Origin of the sequence: Phenylobacterium sp. (genome assembly GCF_004799395.1) — a bacterium.
GTDB lineage: Bacteria > Pseudomonadota > Alphaproteobacteria > Caulobacterales > Caulobacteraceae > Phenylobacterium.
This window is the reverse complement of sequence record NZ_SSMZ01000239.1, coordinates 1-17916: the sequence shown is the minus strand read 5'-3', so window position 1 is coordinate 17916 and position 17916 is coordinate 1. Positions and strand designations below refer to the sequence as shown.

The window sequence follows — 17916 nt, the reverse complement described above, 5'->3', positions numbered from 1 at the left end:
GCGCGCGGCGATCACCACGACCTCGCCATAGGCCGTGTAGTTGAACCGCCGCTCGCCACCGAAGTTGCCGACCAGGCCAATGCCGGAATCCAGGCCCATGCGGGTGTGGCCGAACACCCCGTGCTCGGCCAGCATCTTGGTTCGATAGCCTTCGGCGAAGACGTCGATCTCGCGGGCGCAGACCAGGGCGCGGTCGGCGTGGTCTGCGTAGGGCACCGGGGCGCCGAAGAAGACGATGACCCCGTCGCCGGTCATCTTGTCGATCATCGCCCCATGGGCCCACAGGATCTCCAGGATCCCGTCCAGATAGCCATTGATCACCACCTGGAAGGTCTCCAGCGGGAGCGTCGCAACCAGGTTCGAGAAGTTCTCCAGGTCGGAGATCATCACGGTGATCTCGCGGCGATCGGCGCCGATCTTCACCGCCTCCTTGCCCTCGACGATGTTGTCGATGACCTGCGGCGCGAGATAGCGCTCGAGCGTCGAGGAATAGAACGCCCGTTGGCTCGAAAGCTCGGCGGCGGCCAGGCGGCTCATCACGAAGAAGGCGAAGGCGAAGCTTACGCCCGGTGCGGTCATCGGAGCCACGAAGTCGAACCAGGCAAAGGCCGCGAAGGCCACGCCGAAGGACAGCGCCAGGCCGCCCAGCACCATGCCGATAGCCATCCACCAGCGCACGGCCCCCTGGCCCAGCGCCGCGCCGGCCAGGCCAGCCACGAAGACGATCAGGCCAATGATCAGCGGGCTCGCCATGCGGATGCGGTCGCCGGCCAGCATCTGGCTGAGCGCGTGGACGTGGATCTCGACGCCCGGCATGCCGTCGTCGTTGCCGGGCAGGAAGCGCAAGGGCGTGGCGTCCATGTCTTCCTTGAGGGTGTCGGAATCGGCGTGGGCGGAGCGGGTCACGGCGCCGATAAAGGCGATCTTGCCCTTGAAGAGGGCCGCCGGCAGGAAGGGGACGAAGGCGGCTGAATAGGAGGGCGCGACGGCGCCGCGGTTTTCCCCCGAGGCGCCCGGATAGGGTTTGCGGTAGCGGATGGCGAAGGACTGGGTGGGCGGCGTGGCGCCGACCGCGGCGGCCACTTCGGCGGCCAGGGCGCGGGTCTTGCCGGGCAGCGGATCGTAGCGGCGGATTACGTCGTCATAGTCCGTCCGCACCAGGGCGCGAGCGTCGGAATAGCGCAGCTTTGGGCTCACCGGGAAATCGACGCCTGGCTTGTAGGACGGGTCCACGACCGCGACGATCGGCGCCTTCACATTGGCGATGCGCTTGGAGAAGTCCTGGAACTCCTGACCCCCGGGCACCCAGGTGTCGAGCAGGTAATCGACCCCGATGGCCCGGACGCCCTTGGAGTCGAGGGAGGCGATCAGGTCCGCCAGCCAGGCCTTGTTGATCGGCGACAGGCAATGGCAGGGCGAGGCGTCGCGCATCGCGTTGTTCGCGGCGTCGTCCATCTTGATGACCACGAACTCATCCTGGGCTGCCGGCGCCATCAGAGCCACGCGCAGGTCGTAGGTCAGGTTCTCAACGAAGCGGAACGGCGTGAGCCCGTTGAGCGCCAGGGCGACCACGGCCGCGGCGAGCGCGACGCCCACCACAACGGCAACGCTCGACCACGCGCCACGCGCCTTGCGAAGCTCGGACAGCCGGGCGAGGATTTTGGTGAGGTAACCGCTGCTCCGGCCCGGCATCTAGTCGAAGCCAAAGGGGCGGGTGTAGGCGACCGCCGGCTCGAACTCGCCAGCGACGCAGGTGTGGGTGGTCACCCGGCCCTCATCGGCCACGACCAGCACATAGCCCGGCGGTTCGGCCACCAGGATCTCGCGTCCGTCCGGCCGCTCCATGTCGACGGGCGACAGGTTGAGCGTCACCTGGATCGACGTCGCCGGGGAGGTCGCCACCACACGGCCGGCCAGGAGGCCATGGAAGGCGCGGTGCACGTGGCCGCACAGCACGGCGCGGATCTGGTCATGACGCCCGATGACGTCGGCCAGCTGGCCGATCCAGGGCGCGTCCGGCTCGGGGTCCATCCACCTCACGCCGGACAGGATCGGCGGATGGTGCATGACCACGATGGTCGGCGTCTCGGTGTCCGCCGCCAGGGTCTCGTCCAGCCAGTCGGCGCGCTGGGCGTCGAAGCCCGAGCGGTCGCGGCCTTCCTCCAGCGTGTCGCAGACCACCATGCGCAGGCCGCCGAAATCGACTGCGTACTGAATGAAGCCATTGGGGTCGCTGGGCGCGAAGGGGCCGCCGAAGGCTGCGAGGAAGGGCCCACGCCGGTCGTGGTTGCCGACCGCGTAGTAGATCGGAATATCGATCTCCCCGAGGATCGTCTTCAGCGCGGCGTACTCTTCCGGAAAGCCGTGATCGACCAGGTCGCCGGAGGCGATGATCGCCACGGGGCGCGGCTTTAGCTCACGGATGGAACGCAGCACCTGACGCAGGCGCTGTTCGTTACGCATCTGATTCAGCGGATCGTCGCCCGTCGTGACGTGCAGGTCCGTGATCTGCGCGATGGTCAACACAGGCGTCTCCCCAGCCTAACGCAATTTACCATCTACGTAGTACGCAGCCTCAGCGCCGACGGATGACCAGATTTCGAATTTCGGTCATATCTTCCATGGCGAACTTCACGCCTTCACGCCCCAAGCCCGAATCCTTCACGCCGCCGTACGGCATGTTGTCGACCCGGTAGCTGGGCACATCCCCGATAACCACCCCGCCGACGTCCAGCTTGTCCCAAGCCGTCAGCATCCGGAAGAGATCACGTGTGAACAGTCCAGCCTGCAGACCGAACTTCGAGTCGTTGACCTCGTCCAGCGCTGCGTTGAAATCATCGAATTTCGAGAGGATCGCGACGGGGCCGAAAGCCTCCTCCGCGTAGAGCTTGGCGTCGCGCCCGACACCCTCGACGAGGGTCGCTTCCAGCATGGCGCCCACCCGCTTGCCGCCGCAGAGGATCGTGGCGCCTGAGGCCGCCGCGGCCTGGATCCAGTCGTCGAGGCGCGTGGCCTCCTTCACGTCGATCATCGGGCCGATGAAGGTCTTCTCGTCCTTGGGATCGCCGGCGATCAGGGCCCTGGTCTTGGCCACCAGCCGGTCGCGCAATTCCTCGTAGATTCTGGCGTGGATGATGATCCGCTGGACGCCGATGCACGATTGGCCGGACTGGTAGAAGGCGCCGAAGATGATCCGCTCCACCGCATCGTCGAGGTCGGCGCCGGAGATGGTCTCGTCGACGATCACCGCGGCGTTGCCGCCCAGCTCAAGCACCACCTTCTTCTTCCCGGCCCGGGCTTTCAGGTCCCAGCCCACGTCCGGCGAGCCGGTGAAGGAGAGCAGCTTCAGCCGATCGTCGGTGGTGAACAGGTCCGCCCCCTCGCGGTGGGCCGGCAGGATCGAGAAGGCGCCCTTGGGCAGGTCGGTTTCGGCCAGCACCTCGCCGATGATCAAGGCGCCCAGCGGCGTGCGGCTGGCCGGCTTCATCACGAAGGGGCAGCCGACCGCCAGGGCGGGCGCGATCTTATGGGCCGCGAGGTTCAGCGGGAAGTTGAAGGGCGAAACGAAGGAGCAGGGCCCGATCGGCACCCGCTTCCACATGCCTTGGTAGCCCTTGGCGCGGGGCGAGATGTCCAGTGGCTGGACCTCGCCAACGATCCGTACGCTCTCCTCGGCGGCGATGCGGAAGGTGTCGATCAGGCGGCCGACCTCGCCCCTGGCGTCGCGGATCGGCTTGCCGGCTTCGATGCAGAGCGCCATGGCCAGCTCGTCGAACCGCTCGGTGAAGCGGGTGACGCAGTGGGCCAGCACAGCCTGGCGCTCATAGGCGGCCATCCTGGCCATCGGCTCGGTCGCCTCGACACAGGCGGCTATGCCGGCGCTGATGGTGGCCGCATCCGCCTGCGCGACCCGCGTCGCGACCTCGCCGGTGAACTTGTCGGTGACCACAAGGTCCTGGTTCGGGCTCTTGGCCTCGTTGGCGAGGTAGAGAGGATAGGCGGCTTTCAGGGCAGGGACGGCCATGGCGAGGATCGGCGAGGGTCGGTCAGACCGCCGCGCTCAGCTCCTTGATCTGCTTGTTGAGGATCGGATCGTTGTCGGAATAGTCCACCGGAACCTCGATCAGGTTCACACCCGGCGTGTTGAGGCATTTCTCCAGCAACGCAGGAAGCTCGGCGGCCGATCCCACGCGATAGCCGTTGGCGCCGTAGCTTTCGGCATATTTGACGAAGTCGGGGTTGCCGTAGGTCAGGCCCCAGTCCTTGAAGCCCATGTTGGCCTGCTTCCAGCGGATCATGCCGTAGGAGTTGTCGTTGAGGATCAGGACGGTGATGTTCAGCTTCAGGCGGACCGCGGTCTCCATCTCCTGGCTGTTCATCATGAAGCCGCCGTCGCCGCAGATCGCCATCACCTTGCGGTCCGGATAGACCATCGACGAGGCCATGGCGCTCGGCAGTCCGGCGCCCATGGTGGCGAGCGCATTGTCGAGCAGCACGGTGTTGGTCATCCGCGCCGGATAGTTCCGGGCGAACCAGATCTTATAGACCCCGTTGTCCAGGCAGATGATCCCGTTGGCGGGCATCGCCTTGCGGATCTGGTCGACGAGGTGCTGGGGATAGATCGGAAAGCGCATGTCGCCGATCTGCTGGGCGGTGTGCGCCACCTCGGCGGCGCGGGCCTTCATCATGGTGGAGAAGTCCCAGCCCGCCTGGGGCAGGATGTCTTCCTTGATCTGCCAGATGGAATTGCCGATGTCGCCGATCACCTCGTACTGCGGGAAATAGACCGGATCGACCTCGGCCGAGCGGAAGTTGATGTGGATCACTTCCGCGCCGCCCCGCTGCATGAAGAACGGCGGCTTCTCGATCACGTCGTGGCCGACGTTGATGATCAGGTCGGCTGCGCCGATCGCCCTATGGACAAAGTCGCCGGCCGAGAGCGCCGCGCAGCCCACGAACTTTGGGCTCAGTTCATCTACAACGCCCTTGCCGAGTTGCGTCGAGACGAACGGGATGCCGGTCTTCTCGATGAACTGGGCCAGCATCCGGCTGGTCATGGTGCGGTTGGCCCCGGCGCCGATCACCAGGATCGGCGACCTGGCCTTCTCGATCCGCTCGGTCGCAGCGCGGACGGATTTCTCGTCGGCGATCGGGCGGCGCGCATTGCTGCGGGGGATCGGCGTGGAATCGGTCTGCTCGTGGGCGATGTCCTCTGGGAACTCCAGGTGCACGGCGCCGGGCTTTTCCTCCTGGCCCAGCCGGAAGGCCTCGCGGATGCGCGAGGGAATGTTGTCGGCCGAGGCCAGCTGGTGGGTGTATTTGGTGAGCGGCCCCATCATGGCGACCACGTCGAGGATCTGGAACCGCCCCTGCTTGGAGCTCTTGATGGGCTTCTGGCCGGTGACCATCATCATCGGCATGCCGCCCAGCTGGGCATAGGCCGCGGCGGTGACGAAGTTGGTGGCGCCGGGGCCCAGGGTGGCGACGCAGACGCCCGCCTTGCCGGTGTGGCGGCCATAGGTCGCGGCCATGAAGCCGGCGCCCTGCTCGTGGCGGGTGAGGATCAGCTTGATCTTGGTCGAGCGCGACAGGCTGTCCAGGAAGTCGAGGTTCTCCTCGCCGGGGACGCCGAAGATGTACTCCACGCCTTCCTCTTCCAGGCAGGCGATAAACAGATCCGAGGCCTTGGTCATTCGCGCGGGCTCCCCAGCCGGAGGGCTGAGTTGGGTCCATTTGCGCAGCTTTGTGAAGAGGGCATGGGCGGGGCCGCCGCCGAGCTTCGCCTTAATCGCTTAAACACCGACGAATTCCGTTGTTATGTAGGCGCAGGGGACTGGCGAGAGCGTGTCGGAGGGCCTTCGGCGCGGCGGCCAGGGGAAACACCATCAGGGGCTAAAAGCCATGGCCACGGCCGACCACGTCGATCTCGAACGCTTCATCGCGGGCGTCAGCAAGCGCAACCCGGGCCAGCCGGAATTCGTCCAGGCTGTGCAGGAAGTCGCCGAGGACATCTTCGAGTTCATCGCCGACAAGGAGGCGTACCACGAGTACCAGATCCTGCGGCGGATCGCCGAGCCGGACCGGGTGATGAGCTTCCGGGTCTGCTGGGAGGACGATCGCGGCAACATCCGCGTCCAGCGCGGCTGGCGCGTGCAGAACAACAACGCCATCGGCCCCTACAAGGGCGGCATCCGCTTCCACCCCTCGGTGACCGAGAGCGTACTGAAGTTCCTGGCCTTCGAGCAGACCTTCAAGAACGCGTTGACTGGCCTGCCCATGGGCGGTGGCAAGGGCGGATCGAACTTCAACCCCAAGGGCAAGTCCGACCACGAGGTCATGCGCTTCTGCCAGTCGTTCATGACCGAGCTCTACCGGCACATCGGGGCCGACGTGGACGTGCCGGCCGGCGACATCGGCGTCGGCGGCCGCGAGATCGGCTACATGTTCGGCCAGTACAAGCGCATCACCAACGAGTTCACCGGCGTCCTGACCGGCAAGGGACTGGAGTACGGCGGCAGCCTGATCCGCACCGAGGCCACCGGCTATGGCGCGGTCTATTTCCTGCAGAACATGCTGAAGAACGTCGGCGACGAGGTGGCCGGCAAGACGGTGGTTATCTCCGGGTCCGGCAACGTCGCCACCCACGCCGCGGAGAAAGCCACCCAGCTGGGCGGCAAGGTCCTGACGCTGTCGGACTCAGAGGGATTCATCCACGACCCGGCCGGCATCGACCAGACGAAGATCGACTGGATCAAGGAGCTCAAGGGCAGGCGCCGCGGCCGCATCTCCGAGTACGTCAAAGAGTTCAAGGGGTCGTCCTTCCACGGGGACGGCGCCAGGCCCTGGGGCGTCGCCTGCGACCTAGCGCTGCCCTGCGCCACCCAGAACGAGCTCAATGGCGCGGAGGCCAAGATCCTGGTCTCCAACGGCTGCATCGCGGTCTCGGAAGGCGCCAACATGCCCACCGATCTCGATGGCGTGCACGTCTTCAAGCAGGCGCAGATCCTCTATGCGCCGGGCAAGGCGGCCAACGCCGGCGGGGTCGCCGTCTCGGGCTTGGAGATGAGCCAGAACTCGGCACGCATTTCCTGGAAGGAGGCCGAACTGCAACAGCACTTGCTGGACATCATGGCCGGCATCCACGAGCGCTGCGTCGAATACGGCGGACGCAAGGACTCCAAGGTCATCGACTACGTCCGTGGCGCCAACATCGCCGGCTTCAAGAAGGTCGCCGACGCCATGCTGGCCTACGGGGTGGTGTAGCGGGGCGCATCGGCCAGACGATCTCAAGCCATCTTTTCGCCACCCGAAGGCCGATGTCCTGGCTTGGGTCGATGACCCGTGATCATCCCGGGACGGGCGGTGGTGCTGACAAAGAGACGCAAGTGCGGCGCCTCCAAGATCCGGAACGTCGCGGCGGTCGTCTCGGTGATCGCCCACGTGGCCGCGATATTTTTCTGGCTGCGGGATGTGGGGCCATCTCGGTTCTATCCGGACCCGCCGACGATGAACGTGGAGCTGGTGCGCAGTTGGCCAGCCCAGCCCCGCGCCAGGCTTGCCGAGCGTTCCCGTAGCGCGGCGCTTCAGGCGGGGGCGCCGACGGCAAGCCCCGGCGACGCACGACCCTCTTCGCAGGCGCCTTTGCGGCCTGACGCGCCACGCGACGTCCAGCCTGGCGCCCGCGCCGACTCCGGTCTGCGGACGATACCATCGGACGAAGACGCGGCGGCGGTGCGGACCCTGCTTCAGGGCGTCCTGGGCTGCAGCCATCAGGCGTTGCTGCGCATGTCCGCCTCGGAACGGGAAGCCTGTGACGAGAAGCTGGCTGCGGCCCGGCAAGGGGATCGCGACCGGCGGTACTCCCAACTCAACCTCGACAAGCGCGGGGCCTTCGCGGCGAGCAAGATGCACGAGCCGCTCCTCGCGCGAACGCCAAAGAATGGATGCGTCCCCCACGTGCAGGAGGATGAGATCGGCGCGCTCGGCATCGTGCGGCCGGAATGGACTGCCTCAGTCGGTTGCGCGCTGTCTTTCTAGCCGCGCGGCGCGGGCCTCGGCCATTCGACTTGCCATACCTATCGCGCTCAGGCATCATACCTATAGGCAATAGGTATATGGCGCAGCTCATGGCATCGACGAACCCGGCCTTCATGAACGGCGTGCCCGAGCTGCTGGTGCTTCGCCTGCTGCGGAGCCGGGAGATGTACGGCTACGAGATCGTGCAGGCGATCCGCGAGGAGACCGGCGAGGTCGTCAACCTCGCCGAGGGCGTCATTTACCCCCTACTGCACGCGCTGGAACGCGGCGGCGCCCTGACCTCGCGCCGCACTGCCGTCAATGGCCGCAGCCGCATCTATTACGCGCTCTCGCCGCGCGGCGTCTCGCGCCTGGACGAACTGACCGGCCTCTGGTCGCGGCTGACCCAGGCCCTGCATCAGGTCATCAAGGGAGAAGGCTATGTCCCGGGAGTTTGAACAGCTCCGCGAGCGGGTGCTGGGCGGCGGGATCGGCCGCACCCACGCCGCGCGCTACATCGCCGAACTGCGCGACCACGTGGAAGACCTGCTCGCCGAAGAGCGGGAGGCCGGACGGCCGCCGAAAGAGGCCCTGGCGCGGGCGATGCAGAGGCTGGGCGATGTCGACGCTCTCGCCGAGGCGATGATCGCGCGCCGGGAGCTGCAGGCCTGGAGCGCGCGCGCGCCGGTCGCGGCGTTTGTCGTGGCGCCCCTGGTCATGCTCGGCCTTGTCATCGCGCTCTGGATCGCCGCCTTGGCGGCTCTTTGCGTCGCGGCCAGGCATGCAGGGTGGGCGCCTTCGGATCTCGCGCGGTGGACGGGGCGGGTCGCAAGCGGGGCGGCGCGTCTCAGCAACACGAGCCTGCCGGTGCTGATGGGCTGGATCCTCGCGGGGACGGCGGTCCGGCAGCGAGCCCCCGCCGGCTGGCCGATGCTGGGGCTGGTCGTCCTGGCCGCTGTGGGCGCCGCCGTGCAGGTGAGCGTGACCGTGCCGTTCGCGGGGGCGCCGGGTGAGCTCAGCCTGAGCACCGGGCTTGCGGGCTATTGGGGGCGGTTCGCACTCGATCTTGCGGCGACAACGGCGCCCTACGGGCTCGTCAGTGTTTGGCGCGGGGCCCATGGCTCCGGACGCGAGGCATGACGGCGCGGCCCTTCGCCCGGACCTCCCAAACCCGCTTTGGAGCGATCGCCGCCGTCAGCCTGCTGTTGGCGGCCCTCGGCCTGGACGCTGGGGCAGCCGCCACGGATCCCACCCCGGGAGATGCGGATGCCGTTCTGCAGGCCTGGCGGACGGCCAGCGGCGGCGAGCGTTGGGCCCGCGTCCGCACAATTCGCGAGCGCGGTGAGATCGCCGACGGCAAGGCGGTCGGGACCTATGCCTCGACTGAGGACCTGGCGCGCGGGCGGTTCGCGAGCCGCAACCAACTGGTGTCACAGGGCGAGGGCGCCGGCTACGACGGGCATCGCGCGTGGAGCACGGACGCGTCCGGCCAGGTGCGGATCGAAGCCGGAAGCACCCTGGCCGTCGCCCGAAGCGAGGCCTACCGCGCGGGCCGCGGATACTGGCGGGCGCCGGCGGCGTCGGAGGAGCGCATTCTGTTGCCGTCGGCGGTCGAAGAAGGACGCACCTATGACGTCGTGCGCATCAGGCCCGTCGGCGGCGTGGCCTTCGACCTGTGGATCGGCCAAGCGGATCATCTGCTGGCCAAGCTGGTGGAAGACCGCGGCTTCTACGTCGAGACGGAACGCTATTCGGACTATCATCCGGAAGGCGGAGTGATGCTGCCGCATCGGGTCGCGGTGAGCGCCGGCGATCCCCGCTTCGTCCACATGGTGAGCGCCCGGCGTTTCGTCCTGAACGGTCCGATCCCCGCCGCCGCCTTCGCGCCGCCAGCGCCGCCGCCGATCGACTACCGCCTGTCCGGGCGGGCCAGGGCGGTCGAGATCCCGTTCAAGCTCTACAACAATCACATCTACCTGCCGGTCTCAGTGAACGGCGCGCCGACCCGGTTGATGATGTTCGACACCGGGGCGACGGGGCTCATCGATGCGGCCGCGGCTGCCGATCTGGGCTTGAGGCCGCAGGGCAGCTCTGCGGTCAGCGGCGCCGGGGAGAAGATCCTGGCGGGCGGCAGCCTGAAGATCGCGCGGCTGGCTGTGGGCGACGCCGAATTCCGTGACCTGCCCTTCACCGCCGTCGACCGCAGCGAGCAGCAGCGCGTTGAAGGCGTTCCGCAGTCGATCGGCGTCCTCGGTTACGAACTCTCCAAGCGCCTGGTCACCCGCATCGACTATCGGCGGCGCGTCCTCACCCTGATCCAGCCGCAGGCGTTCCGCCCGCCACCTGGGGCGAAGGCGCTGGACTTTGAATTCGTCGCCGAGCTCGTTCAGGTCGACGCCGCCGTGAACGGCTACCCAGGGAAATTCATCCTCGACACCGGCAGCCGCGCCTCGGTCCTGCTCCTGCCGCGATACGCCCAAAGCCACGGTCTCGACCGCGACATTCATACCGAACAGGCGCTGGCCGGCTGGGGCATGGGCGGCCCGGTGGTCGCCGGCATCGGGCGAGGCCGGGAGCTGACCTTGGCCGGCGTCCGGCTGCCCCAACCGGTCGTGGTCATGCTGCAGGGCGGTCCGCCGGTGGACGGCAACATCGGCGGCGAGGTCCTGAAACGCTTCGACGTCACCTTCGACTACAGCCGCCAGAAGGTCTGGTTCAAACCCTATCGGGATGCGCAGACGCCAGACGAGCGGGACCTTTCGGGGCTCTGGCTGAACCAGGCCGGCGACGATTTCGAAGTCGTGGCAGTGACGCCGGGCTCTGCCGGCGCCGTGGCCGGCTTCAGCGTGGGCGACATCGTCGAGACCGTGGACGGCGCACGGGCATCGACGCTGATCCTCAGCGACCTGCGAGACCGGCTGAAGCAGCCGGGCGAGCATCTAAGGTTTGGGGTGCGCCGCGGAGATGGGCGATCCGTGCGCGAGCTTGCCACGCCAGCCGAGATCACGCCCGGCTAGAACGTCGGCAATCCCCGCGGCTTCACGCCCGGCGGCAGGCCGAGCGCGGTGAACAGGCGGTCCTGGCCGGTGGCCGGCGCCTGGCCGGGCTGGTGGAAGCTGTGGCACTCCGAGCACTGGGCGCCGGCGAAGGCGGCGGTGTCGTGCTCGGTCTTGCCGTGGCAGGCCTTGCAGGTGGCGACGCCTTCGATCAGCAGGTCCTGGGAGCGGTCGGAGGTGTCGGCCTTGTGGCAGTCGGCGCAGGCCGCCGCGCCCTTGCCGACGCCGGCGTGGGCGGCGACCCCGTGGTTGAAGTCGCCCCACGGCAGCATCCGGTCGGCAAGATGCACCGGCGAGATCTCGCCGCCGAGCGGCCCGGCCGACGGGCGCACCGTATGGCAGTCGACGCAGAGGCCGCCCGGCGCCATGGCGCGGCGCAGCACGCCGGCGTCGACGCTCGGCGGAATGGGCGGGGGCAGGGAGCCGCGCAGGACGCCCACGATGTTGCGCATGTCGTGGTGGCGCAGGGTCTGCAGGTTGCCGCCGACCTGGGCGAAGGCGAGGGAATGGCAGGCGCCGCAGTCGCGCTCCATCTCAATGGGCTTGAACCCGCCGCCGTCCGGCCGGTGGCAGGACTGGCAGGTCAGCGCCGCGCCATAGCCGCGTCCGGCGCCCAGCGCCTGGCCCTGGCGCGCCACGCCGCCGACCGGGTTCATGTGGATGCGGTGCGAGAAGGTCAGACCGTTGGCCTCCAGCGGATGGCTGGCGAGCGCCAGACGCTCCAGCCTAGGCTGCGGGCCGTCGAAGCCGACGGTGACCAGCGGGCGGAAGTCCGGGTGGCGGTCCCAGTCCGGCGTATCGATCAGACCGGTGGAGGGCAGACGCATCTTCAGACGGCTGTGGCAGCCGGTGCAATCGGTGACCACGATCAGGGCCGGCTTGCCGGCGCGGACCACGTCGGCGGTCTTGGGCACGTTGGGGTCGGGCGGCGCGGTGGTGTGTTCGCGGTGGCAACTCGCGCAGCGGTCGGTGGGATGGTTGAGCGCGGCCTGGAAGACGCCGGCGATCTGGCCGCGGATCGTCGGCGGCAGTGGCATGGCTTGGGCGAGCTTGGCGTGGTCGGCGTGATCGGAGACCAGCAGCGGCAGGAAGGGGCTGCCCTTGGCGGTCACCTTGGCGTCGATGCGCGCCACGTCCGCCGGGTCGGAGCTGGCCCGGTGGCAGCTGAGGCAGGTCTCGTCGCGCACCGCCACGAAGGCTTTGGCGTGACAGGCCTGGCAATCCTTGTCGAGGAAGGCGTGGGCCTTGGAGAGCGGGCCGGTCGACCACTGCTGGTCGGGATGGATGTGGGTGTGCTGCAGCCACGCACGGCCCGCCAATGGCAGGACCAGGCACAGCGCCAGGATCGCCAGACCCAGCGTCCAGGCCATCTTGCGCCGGCCGAACACGCTGGCCTTCAGCGAGAACAGGCTGACCGAGGCGTGGTGCTGCTCCTCGCGGCGCATGACGGTGATGGCGATGTCGTCCTCGCCGCCCTGGCCGACCAGGAGGTCGTAGTCGCCGAAGGTGACCGTGTGCCCGCGCAGGGCCTCCAGCTCGACGTGGGTCGAGGGCTTGCCGTCCACCAGGAACGGCCGGCCGCTGACCGACTCGATGGTGACCCGGCTCTGGCCGGTAAGCTTGAGGAGCGCGTGCTCCATGTCGACCGACAGGTCCGGCAGAAAGATGTCGCTCTCCGGCGCGCGGCCGATCGAGGCGTCGTCCCACTCCAGCCGCTTGGTGCGGACGATCTCGCCGCCGCCGGCCTGGCGGGTGATCATGCGGAGGGTGATCGCCTGGGTCATGTCACCAGTAGAGGAAGACGCTGACGATGTGCACGCTCAGCGCCGCCAGCAGGGCGAAGGTGGCCGGAACGTGCACGAAGAGCCAGGCTTCCAGAAGCGCGGTGATATGCATCTGACGCCGGGCCAGCGACAGCGCGTCGGCCTTGCGTTGCATCAGGTCGGACGCCTTGCGCAAGGCCTCGGCTTCCTTCCCGGTCGCGACCCTCAGCGCCGGGCCGAGGCTGGCGAGCGCGTGGGCGTTGGCGCAGTCGCCGTAGTTACCCAAAAGCCGGCGCCAGAAGCCGCCGCCGATGTCGGTCTCCTCCAGCGACAGGCGCACGATGTCGGCCTCGGCGCGCTGCAACGGCTGGGCCGCCTCATGGATCTGTTCGTCCAGCGCGTGGATCTGGGCCAGCATCTGCTTGCGGGTGGTCTCGCCGCGGTTGTCGCTCAGCGTCTTCGGCAGGGTGGCGTAGGCCCAGACGCCAAGCGCCCCTGAGGCGATCACCAGGAGCATCAGGCCATAGGCCAGCGTATGGACGTTCCAGCCGAACTGGAAGCCGGTGTGCAGGGTCGCGATGACGATCAGCGACAGGCCCAGGTAGACGTGGGCCGAGACCCAGGCCTTCAGCGAATAGTGGCCGTCGCTGACCGCGCGCTTGCGCACGCCCAGCAGCGCCAGCCAGACGATGAGGACCGCGCCGAGGATCCCCAGCACATAGCCGACCGCCGTGCCCCCGCTTGGCCGTGGATGGGCGTCCTGTAGGAAATAGGCCGCGATGCACGCCACGCAGAGCGCTACCGAGAGCTTGGCGAACAAGAACCCGCCGTGACGCAGGAAGCTCTCGTGCGTCGAGGACTTACGCCTCTGTGTCTGCCCCCGCGCGACCGCCAAGGTCTAGCCTCTGTCCAGCAGGGCGACGGACAGGAACTCCTCCGGCGACACCCGGATCGCGGCCCCGGTCGGGCAGGCCCGCACGCAGGCCGGTCCCCCGGCCTTGCCGATGCACATGTCGCACTTGATGGCGACCTTGCCCCTTTCCACCGCCCCCTTCGGCTGCTTCTCGCGCCAGGCCTTATCCGGTTCGCCGGGCCCCGGGCCCATGCCGAACAGCATCCAGGCCAGCAGGCTCGGTTTCTCCGGCGGCGGCTTGTCCATCTGGATCACGTCATAGGGGCAGTTGCGCTGGCAGTTGCCGCAGCCGATGCAGGCGTCGGAGATGAACACCTCGCCGTCCGGACCCCGCTGGATGGCGTTGGGCGGGCAATCGGTCATGCAATAGGGGTGTTCGCAGTGCCGGCAGGAGGTCGGCACGTGGATCTTGGCGTAGGTCTTGCCCGCCTCGCGGTTCAGCCGCGACAGGCCTTCGTGGCTGTCGGCGCAGGCCTTCTCGCAGTTGTCGCAGCCGACGCAGAGCGTCTCGTCGATCAGTAGCACGTCGGTGGCCTCGCCGATGCCCTGGTCGATCAGGAAGCTGGCGACAGAGGAATACATGTCCACCACGCCGCCGAAGCTGTCCTTCTGGTCCTCCACGAAGGCGTTGACCTTGCGCCGCGCGGCCACCTCGTCGCGCATTCGCTTCAGGAGCTCCGGCTTCTTGGCCAGCAGGCGGCGGAAGGGATCGGCCGGCAGACGCACCACCTGCGAGCGGATGGCGGCCTTCACCGTGGCCGTGCGCCGCCCGCCGTCGAGCAACGCCATCTCGCCGGAATAGGAGCCGGCCGGAACGTAGGACAGGAAGACGTTCTTTCCGCCCACCATCTTCTCCACGATCATTGAGCCCGAGCGGATGATGAACAGGTCGTCACCCTCGTCGCCCTCGGTCATGATCGCCTGGCCGGCCTTGATCTCCAGGGTCTGGGCTTCCGGCAGCACCTCGGCCAGGTCGGCAGGCGTCAGGCCGGATTTGAAAATCTGCAGGATCTGCCGCTCGGTGGTGATCCGGTTGACCGTTTCGCGGGCCTCGGCCACCTGGGCCATCAGCTTCAGGGCCGCGGTGCGGGGAATTTCCACGACGATGGTGTTCTCGCCGGCACGGATGGTCGCCCCGCGGCGGCGGCCGGAGATCAGGCCCACCTCGCCGAAGATCGAGCCGGCCGGGATGGGCACGGTGATCGAGGGGTTCTTCGGGTCCACCTCCACCAGCACCGAGCCCTGGGCGATGCCGAACAGCGAGGACCCGACGCCGTTGCGCTCGAAGATCACCTCCCCGGCGCGGAACGCGCGCACGTCGGAGTCCAGCAGGAACTCGCGCATTTGCAGGGGCGACAGGCCGTGGAGGATCTCCACCCGGCCGCGGAGGAATTCCAGCCACTCGGACACCGAGAGCTTGCCCGGCAGGCCCGCCAGCTTGGCTTCCAGGATCGGTTCGTCGGCGGGCTTCAGGTCGGTGGAGCCGCTGATGTACTCGACCACGTCGTGGCCCTGGTTCATGCAGTGCTTGATCAGCGGATAGCCGGCCAGCGCGCCGATCACATAGATGCCGGGCGTGGTGCTCTCGAAGGTGGGCGAGAGGGCGGGGAAGGCGCTGACCGCCTCGCTGGTGAAGGCGACGCCGGCGGCTTCGATGAACTTGCGCGGCGGGGCCGAGCCCATGCGGGCAATGATCCGGTCGCACTTGTGACGCGCCGTGCCCTGCGGGGTCTCCACCGTCACCCAACCCTTTTCGATCGCGCCGGGCGTGGTCTCGGACAGGATGGTGATCCGCCCGGCGTCGCGGGCGGAGGTGAGCGCCTTGACGTTGGCGTCCTTGGCCCGGGCGAAGTCGGCGGATCGGTTGACCAGGGTGACGACGTTGCCCTGCGCCTGGTCGGCGGCGAGGCCCAGGGCGTTCTCGATGCCCGCGTCGCCGCCGCCGAAGACGAAGATGTGCTCGTCGATATATTCGGCCGGGTCGTCCAACTGGTACTGGACGTGGGGCAGGGCGGCGCCGTCGCAGCGCATCAGATTGGGATTGCCCTGAGTGCCGATGGCCAGGACCACCGTCTCGGCGCGGATCACCTCACCCTTGGCGGTTGCGATGGAGAAGTCGCCCTTGGCTCCGGTGATCGCCTTGGCCTCGGCGTTGTAGCGGACATTGACGCCGGCGTTGGCGGCGTCCTCGTTCCACTGGGCCAGCACCGCCTCGCGTTTGCCGGCGGCGAAGTCGCAGTCAGAGCGCAGCACCAGCTGGGCCGGCGTCGCCATGACGTGCTTGCCCTTCTGGTATCGGAAAATGGTGTCGGACAGGTGGTCGGTCTTTTCCAGCAGGACGTGGGACACGCCCTTGGCTGCGGCATGCGCGGCGGCGCTCAGGCCCGACGGGCCCGATCCCACGATCGCTATGCGAAACAGCTCCGACATTCCCGACCTCAGAACCCCCAACCCGAGACCCGTTCGCGCCCGATAGGCGCACACGTCGCATGGCTTAGCGCTTCACGCCCCCGCGAACCTTTGGCACTGTAGCATTTCCCGTGCCGTGACAATGCGCTCCAAAGCGCCACAGGCCGGAAGGGGAGCACAAAAAGCGATGGCGGCGGAAGTCGGGCAGTTCGCGCTGATTCTGGCGTTCGTCCTGGCCCTCGTGCAGTCGGGCGCCCCGCTTTGGGGCGCCTGGCGCGGCGAGCCGGTGCTGATGGCTCTGGGCCGCTCGGCCGCGGTGCTGCAGGGCGGCTTCGTGATCCTGGCGTTCGGCTGCCTGGCGGCGAGCTATGTGGCCTGCGACTTCTCCGTGGCCCTGGTCGCCGAACATTCCAACAGCCAGCAGCCCCTTGCCTACCGATTCGCCGCCACCTGGGGCAGCCACGAGGGCTCGATGCTGCTCTGGGTGCTTATCCTGGGCGTCTACGGCGCCGCGGTATCCCTGTTCGGCGGGACCTTGCGCGAGACCCTGCAGGCCCGCGTGCTGGGCGTGCAGGGGCTGATCGGCGTCGCGTTCCTGGGCTTCTTGATCTTCACTTCCAACCCGTTCCTGCGCCTGTCGCCGGTTCCGCTGGAGGGCACCGAGCTCAATCCGCTGCTGCAGGACCCTGGCCTCGTGTCGCACCCGCCGCTGCTCTACCTCGGCTATGTCGGCTTCTCGGTCGCCTTCGCCTTCGCCGTGGCGGCGCTCCTGGAGGGGCGCGTGGATGCGGCCTGGGCGCGCTGGGTGCGGCCCTGGGTGCTGGCCGCCTGGGTCCCGCTGACCTGCGGCATCACGCTGGGCAGCCTGTGGGCCTACTACGAGCTGGGCTGGGGCGGCTGGTGGTTCTGGGACCCGGTTGAGAACGCCTCGCTGATGCCCTGGCTCCTGGGCACCGCCCTGTTGCATTCGGCCCTGGTGCTGGAGCGGCGGGGCGCTCTGGTCAGCTGGACGATCCTCCTGGCGATCCTGACCTTTTCACTCAGCCTGGTGGGGACCTTCCTGGTGCGTTCCGGCATTCTGACCAGCGTGCACGCCTTCGCTGTCGATCCGCGGCGCGGCGTCTACATCCTGGGCATCATCGCGGTCACCACCGGCGCGGCGCTCGGCCTCTACGCCTGGCGCGCGCCGTCCTTGCGGACCGGCGCCCTGTTCGCGCCGCTGTCGCGGGAGGGCGGGATCACCCTCAACAACCTCTTCCTGGTGACCCTGGCGACGGTGGTGTTCCTGGGCACCTTCAGCCCGGTGTTCATCGAGTTGATCGGCAGCGACAAGATCTCGGTCGGCCCGCCCTACTACGCCAGGACCTTCGCGCCGCTGGCGATCCCGTTGCTGGCGCTGGTGGTCTTCGGCCCGATGCTGAACTGGAAGCGCGACGCGCTCGTCACGGTGTTTCGCCGCGTGCGGATTCCGGCCGCGGTGGCCGCCGCCGCGATGCTGCTCGGCCTCGTCACGGTCGGCTGGAAGGGCGTGGTCGCCGCCCTGGCCGTGGGACTGGCCGCCTGGCTGGTCGCCGGCGCGGCGGCCATCCCGATCCGCCGCTGGTGGGCGGGCCGGGCCAACCTCAGCCGCTCCATCCGCACCACGCCGCCGGCGGTCCTCGGCCTGTCGTTGGCCCACGCGGGGCTCGGCCTGCTGCTGCTGGGCGTCACCGGCGTCACGGCCTGGCACTCGGACAAGGTGCTGACCATGCGGCCAGGC

Annotated in this window: 13 protein-coding genes; 6 read left to right on the top strand and 7 right to left on the bottom strand. The window is 68.3% G+C overall.

The genetic code is table 11. The features are described from left to right. From E8A12_RS15125 to E8A12_RS15110, 4 genes are all read right to left on the bottom strand, one after another. Positions 1 to 1692 (bottom strand): CHASE2 domain-containing protein (locus E8A12_RS15125; RefSeq protein WP_293370256.1); only part of this gene is annotated, 1692 nt, incomplete at its 3' end. Then, positions 1693 to 2526: a phosphodiesterase gene (locus E8A12_RS15120; protein ID WP_293370254.1), complete on the bottom strand. Its 834-nt coding sequence runs from the start codon at positions 2524 to 2526 to the stop codon at positions 1693 to 1695. A gap of 49 nt (positions 2527 to 2575) precedes the next feature. Continuing rightward, complete coding sequence (locus tag E8A12_RS15115) at positions 2576 to 4024, bottom strand: aldehyde dehydrogenase family protein (protein WP_293370252.1); 1449 nt, start codon at positions 4022 to 4024, stop codon at positions 2576 to 2578. Positions 4025 to 4046: 22 nt separating this feature from the next. Beyond that, positions 4047 to 5693 carry an acetolactate synthase large subunit gene (locus tag E8A12_RS15110; protein ID WP_293370250.1) on the bottom strand — a complete coding sequence of 549 codons (1647 nt, stop codon included), beginning with the start codon at positions 5691 to 5693 and terminating at the stop codon, positions 4047 to 4049. A gap of 208 nt (positions 5694 to 5901) precedes the next feature. Between E8A12_RS15110 and gdhA the strand changes: the two genes are divergently transcribed. The 5 genes from gdhA to E8A12_RS15085 all read left to right on the top strand — a co-directional run bounded on the left by gdhA (position 5902) and on the right by E8A12_RS15085 (position 11033). Beyond that, positions 5902 to 7263 carry an NADP-specific glutamate dehydrogenase gene (gdhA, locus tag E8A12_RS15105; protein ID WP_293370248.1) on the top strand — a complete coding sequence of 454 codons (1362 nt, stop codon included), beginning with the start codon at positions 5902 to 5904 and terminating at the stop codon, positions 7261 to 7263. A gap of 165 nt (positions 7264 to 7428) precedes the next feature. Further along, a complete protein-coding gene (locus E8A12_RS15100) occupies positions 7429 to 8037 on the top strand; it encodes a hypothetical protein (RefSeq protein WP_293370246.1) in 609 nt (202 codons plus the stop codon). 89 nt (positions 8038 to 8126) lie between these two features. After that, positions 8127 to 8474 carry a PadR family transcriptional regulator gene (locus E8A12_RS15095; protein WP_293370244.1) on the top strand — a complete coding sequence of 116 codons (348 nt, stop codon included), beginning with the start codon at positions 8127 to 8129 and terminating at the stop codon, positions 8472 to 8474. Then, the gene (locus tag E8A12_RS15090) at positions 8458 to 9156 is read left to right on the top strand and encodes a permease prefix domain 1-containing protein (protein ID WP_293370242.1); all 699 of its coding nucleotides are present in this window, start codon (positions 8458 to 8460) and stop codon (positions 9154 to 9156) included. Before E8A12_RS15095 ends, E8A12_RS15090 begins: the two co-directional genes overlap by 17 nt. Then, positions 9153 to 11033: an aspartyl protease family protein gene (locus E8A12_RS15085; RefSeq protein ID WP_293370240.1), complete on the top strand. Its 1881-nt coding sequence runs from the start codon at positions 9153 to 9155 to the stop codon at positions 11031 to 11033. The genes E8A12_RS15090 and E8A12_RS15085 overlap by 4 nt, the downstream gene beginning before the upstream one ends. Here E8A12_RS15085 and E8A12_RS15080 read toward each other — a convergent pair. The 3 genes from E8A12_RS15080 to E8A12_RS15070 are packed head-to-tail and all read right to left on the bottom strand — an operon-like array spanning position 11030 to position 16178. Continuing rightward, positions 11030 to 12856, bottom strand: coding sequence for an FHA domain-containing protein (locus tag E8A12_RS15080; RefSeq protein ID WP_293370238.1), 1827 nt, complete (start codon positions 12854 to 12856; stop codon positions 11030 to 11032). The two genes, E8A12_RS15085 and E8A12_RS15080, sit on opposite strands and share 4 nt — an antisense overlap. 1 nt (position 12857) lies before the next feature. Continuing rightward, on the bottom strand, positions 12858 to 13730 hold the full coding sequence (locus tag E8A12_RS15075; RefSeq protein WP_293370236.1) for a hypothetical protein: 873 nt from the start codon (positions 13728 to 13730) through the stop codon (positions 12858 to 12860). A gap of 3 nt (positions 13731 to 13733) precedes the next feature. After that, positions 13734 to 16178, bottom strand: a complete 2445-nt coding sequence (locus E8A12_RS15070; RefSeq protein ID WP_293370234.1) for a cyclic nucleotide-binding domain-containing protein — start codon at positions 16176 to 16178, stop codon at positions 13734 to 13736. Between the two features lie 166 nt (positions 16179 to 16344). Between E8A12_RS15070 and E8A12_RS15065 the strand changes: the two genes are divergently transcribed. Next, positions 16345 to 17916 (top strand): heme lyase CcmF/NrfE family subunit (locus tag E8A12_RS15065; RefSeq protein WP_293370232.1); only part of this gene is annotated, 1572 nt, incomplete at its 3' end.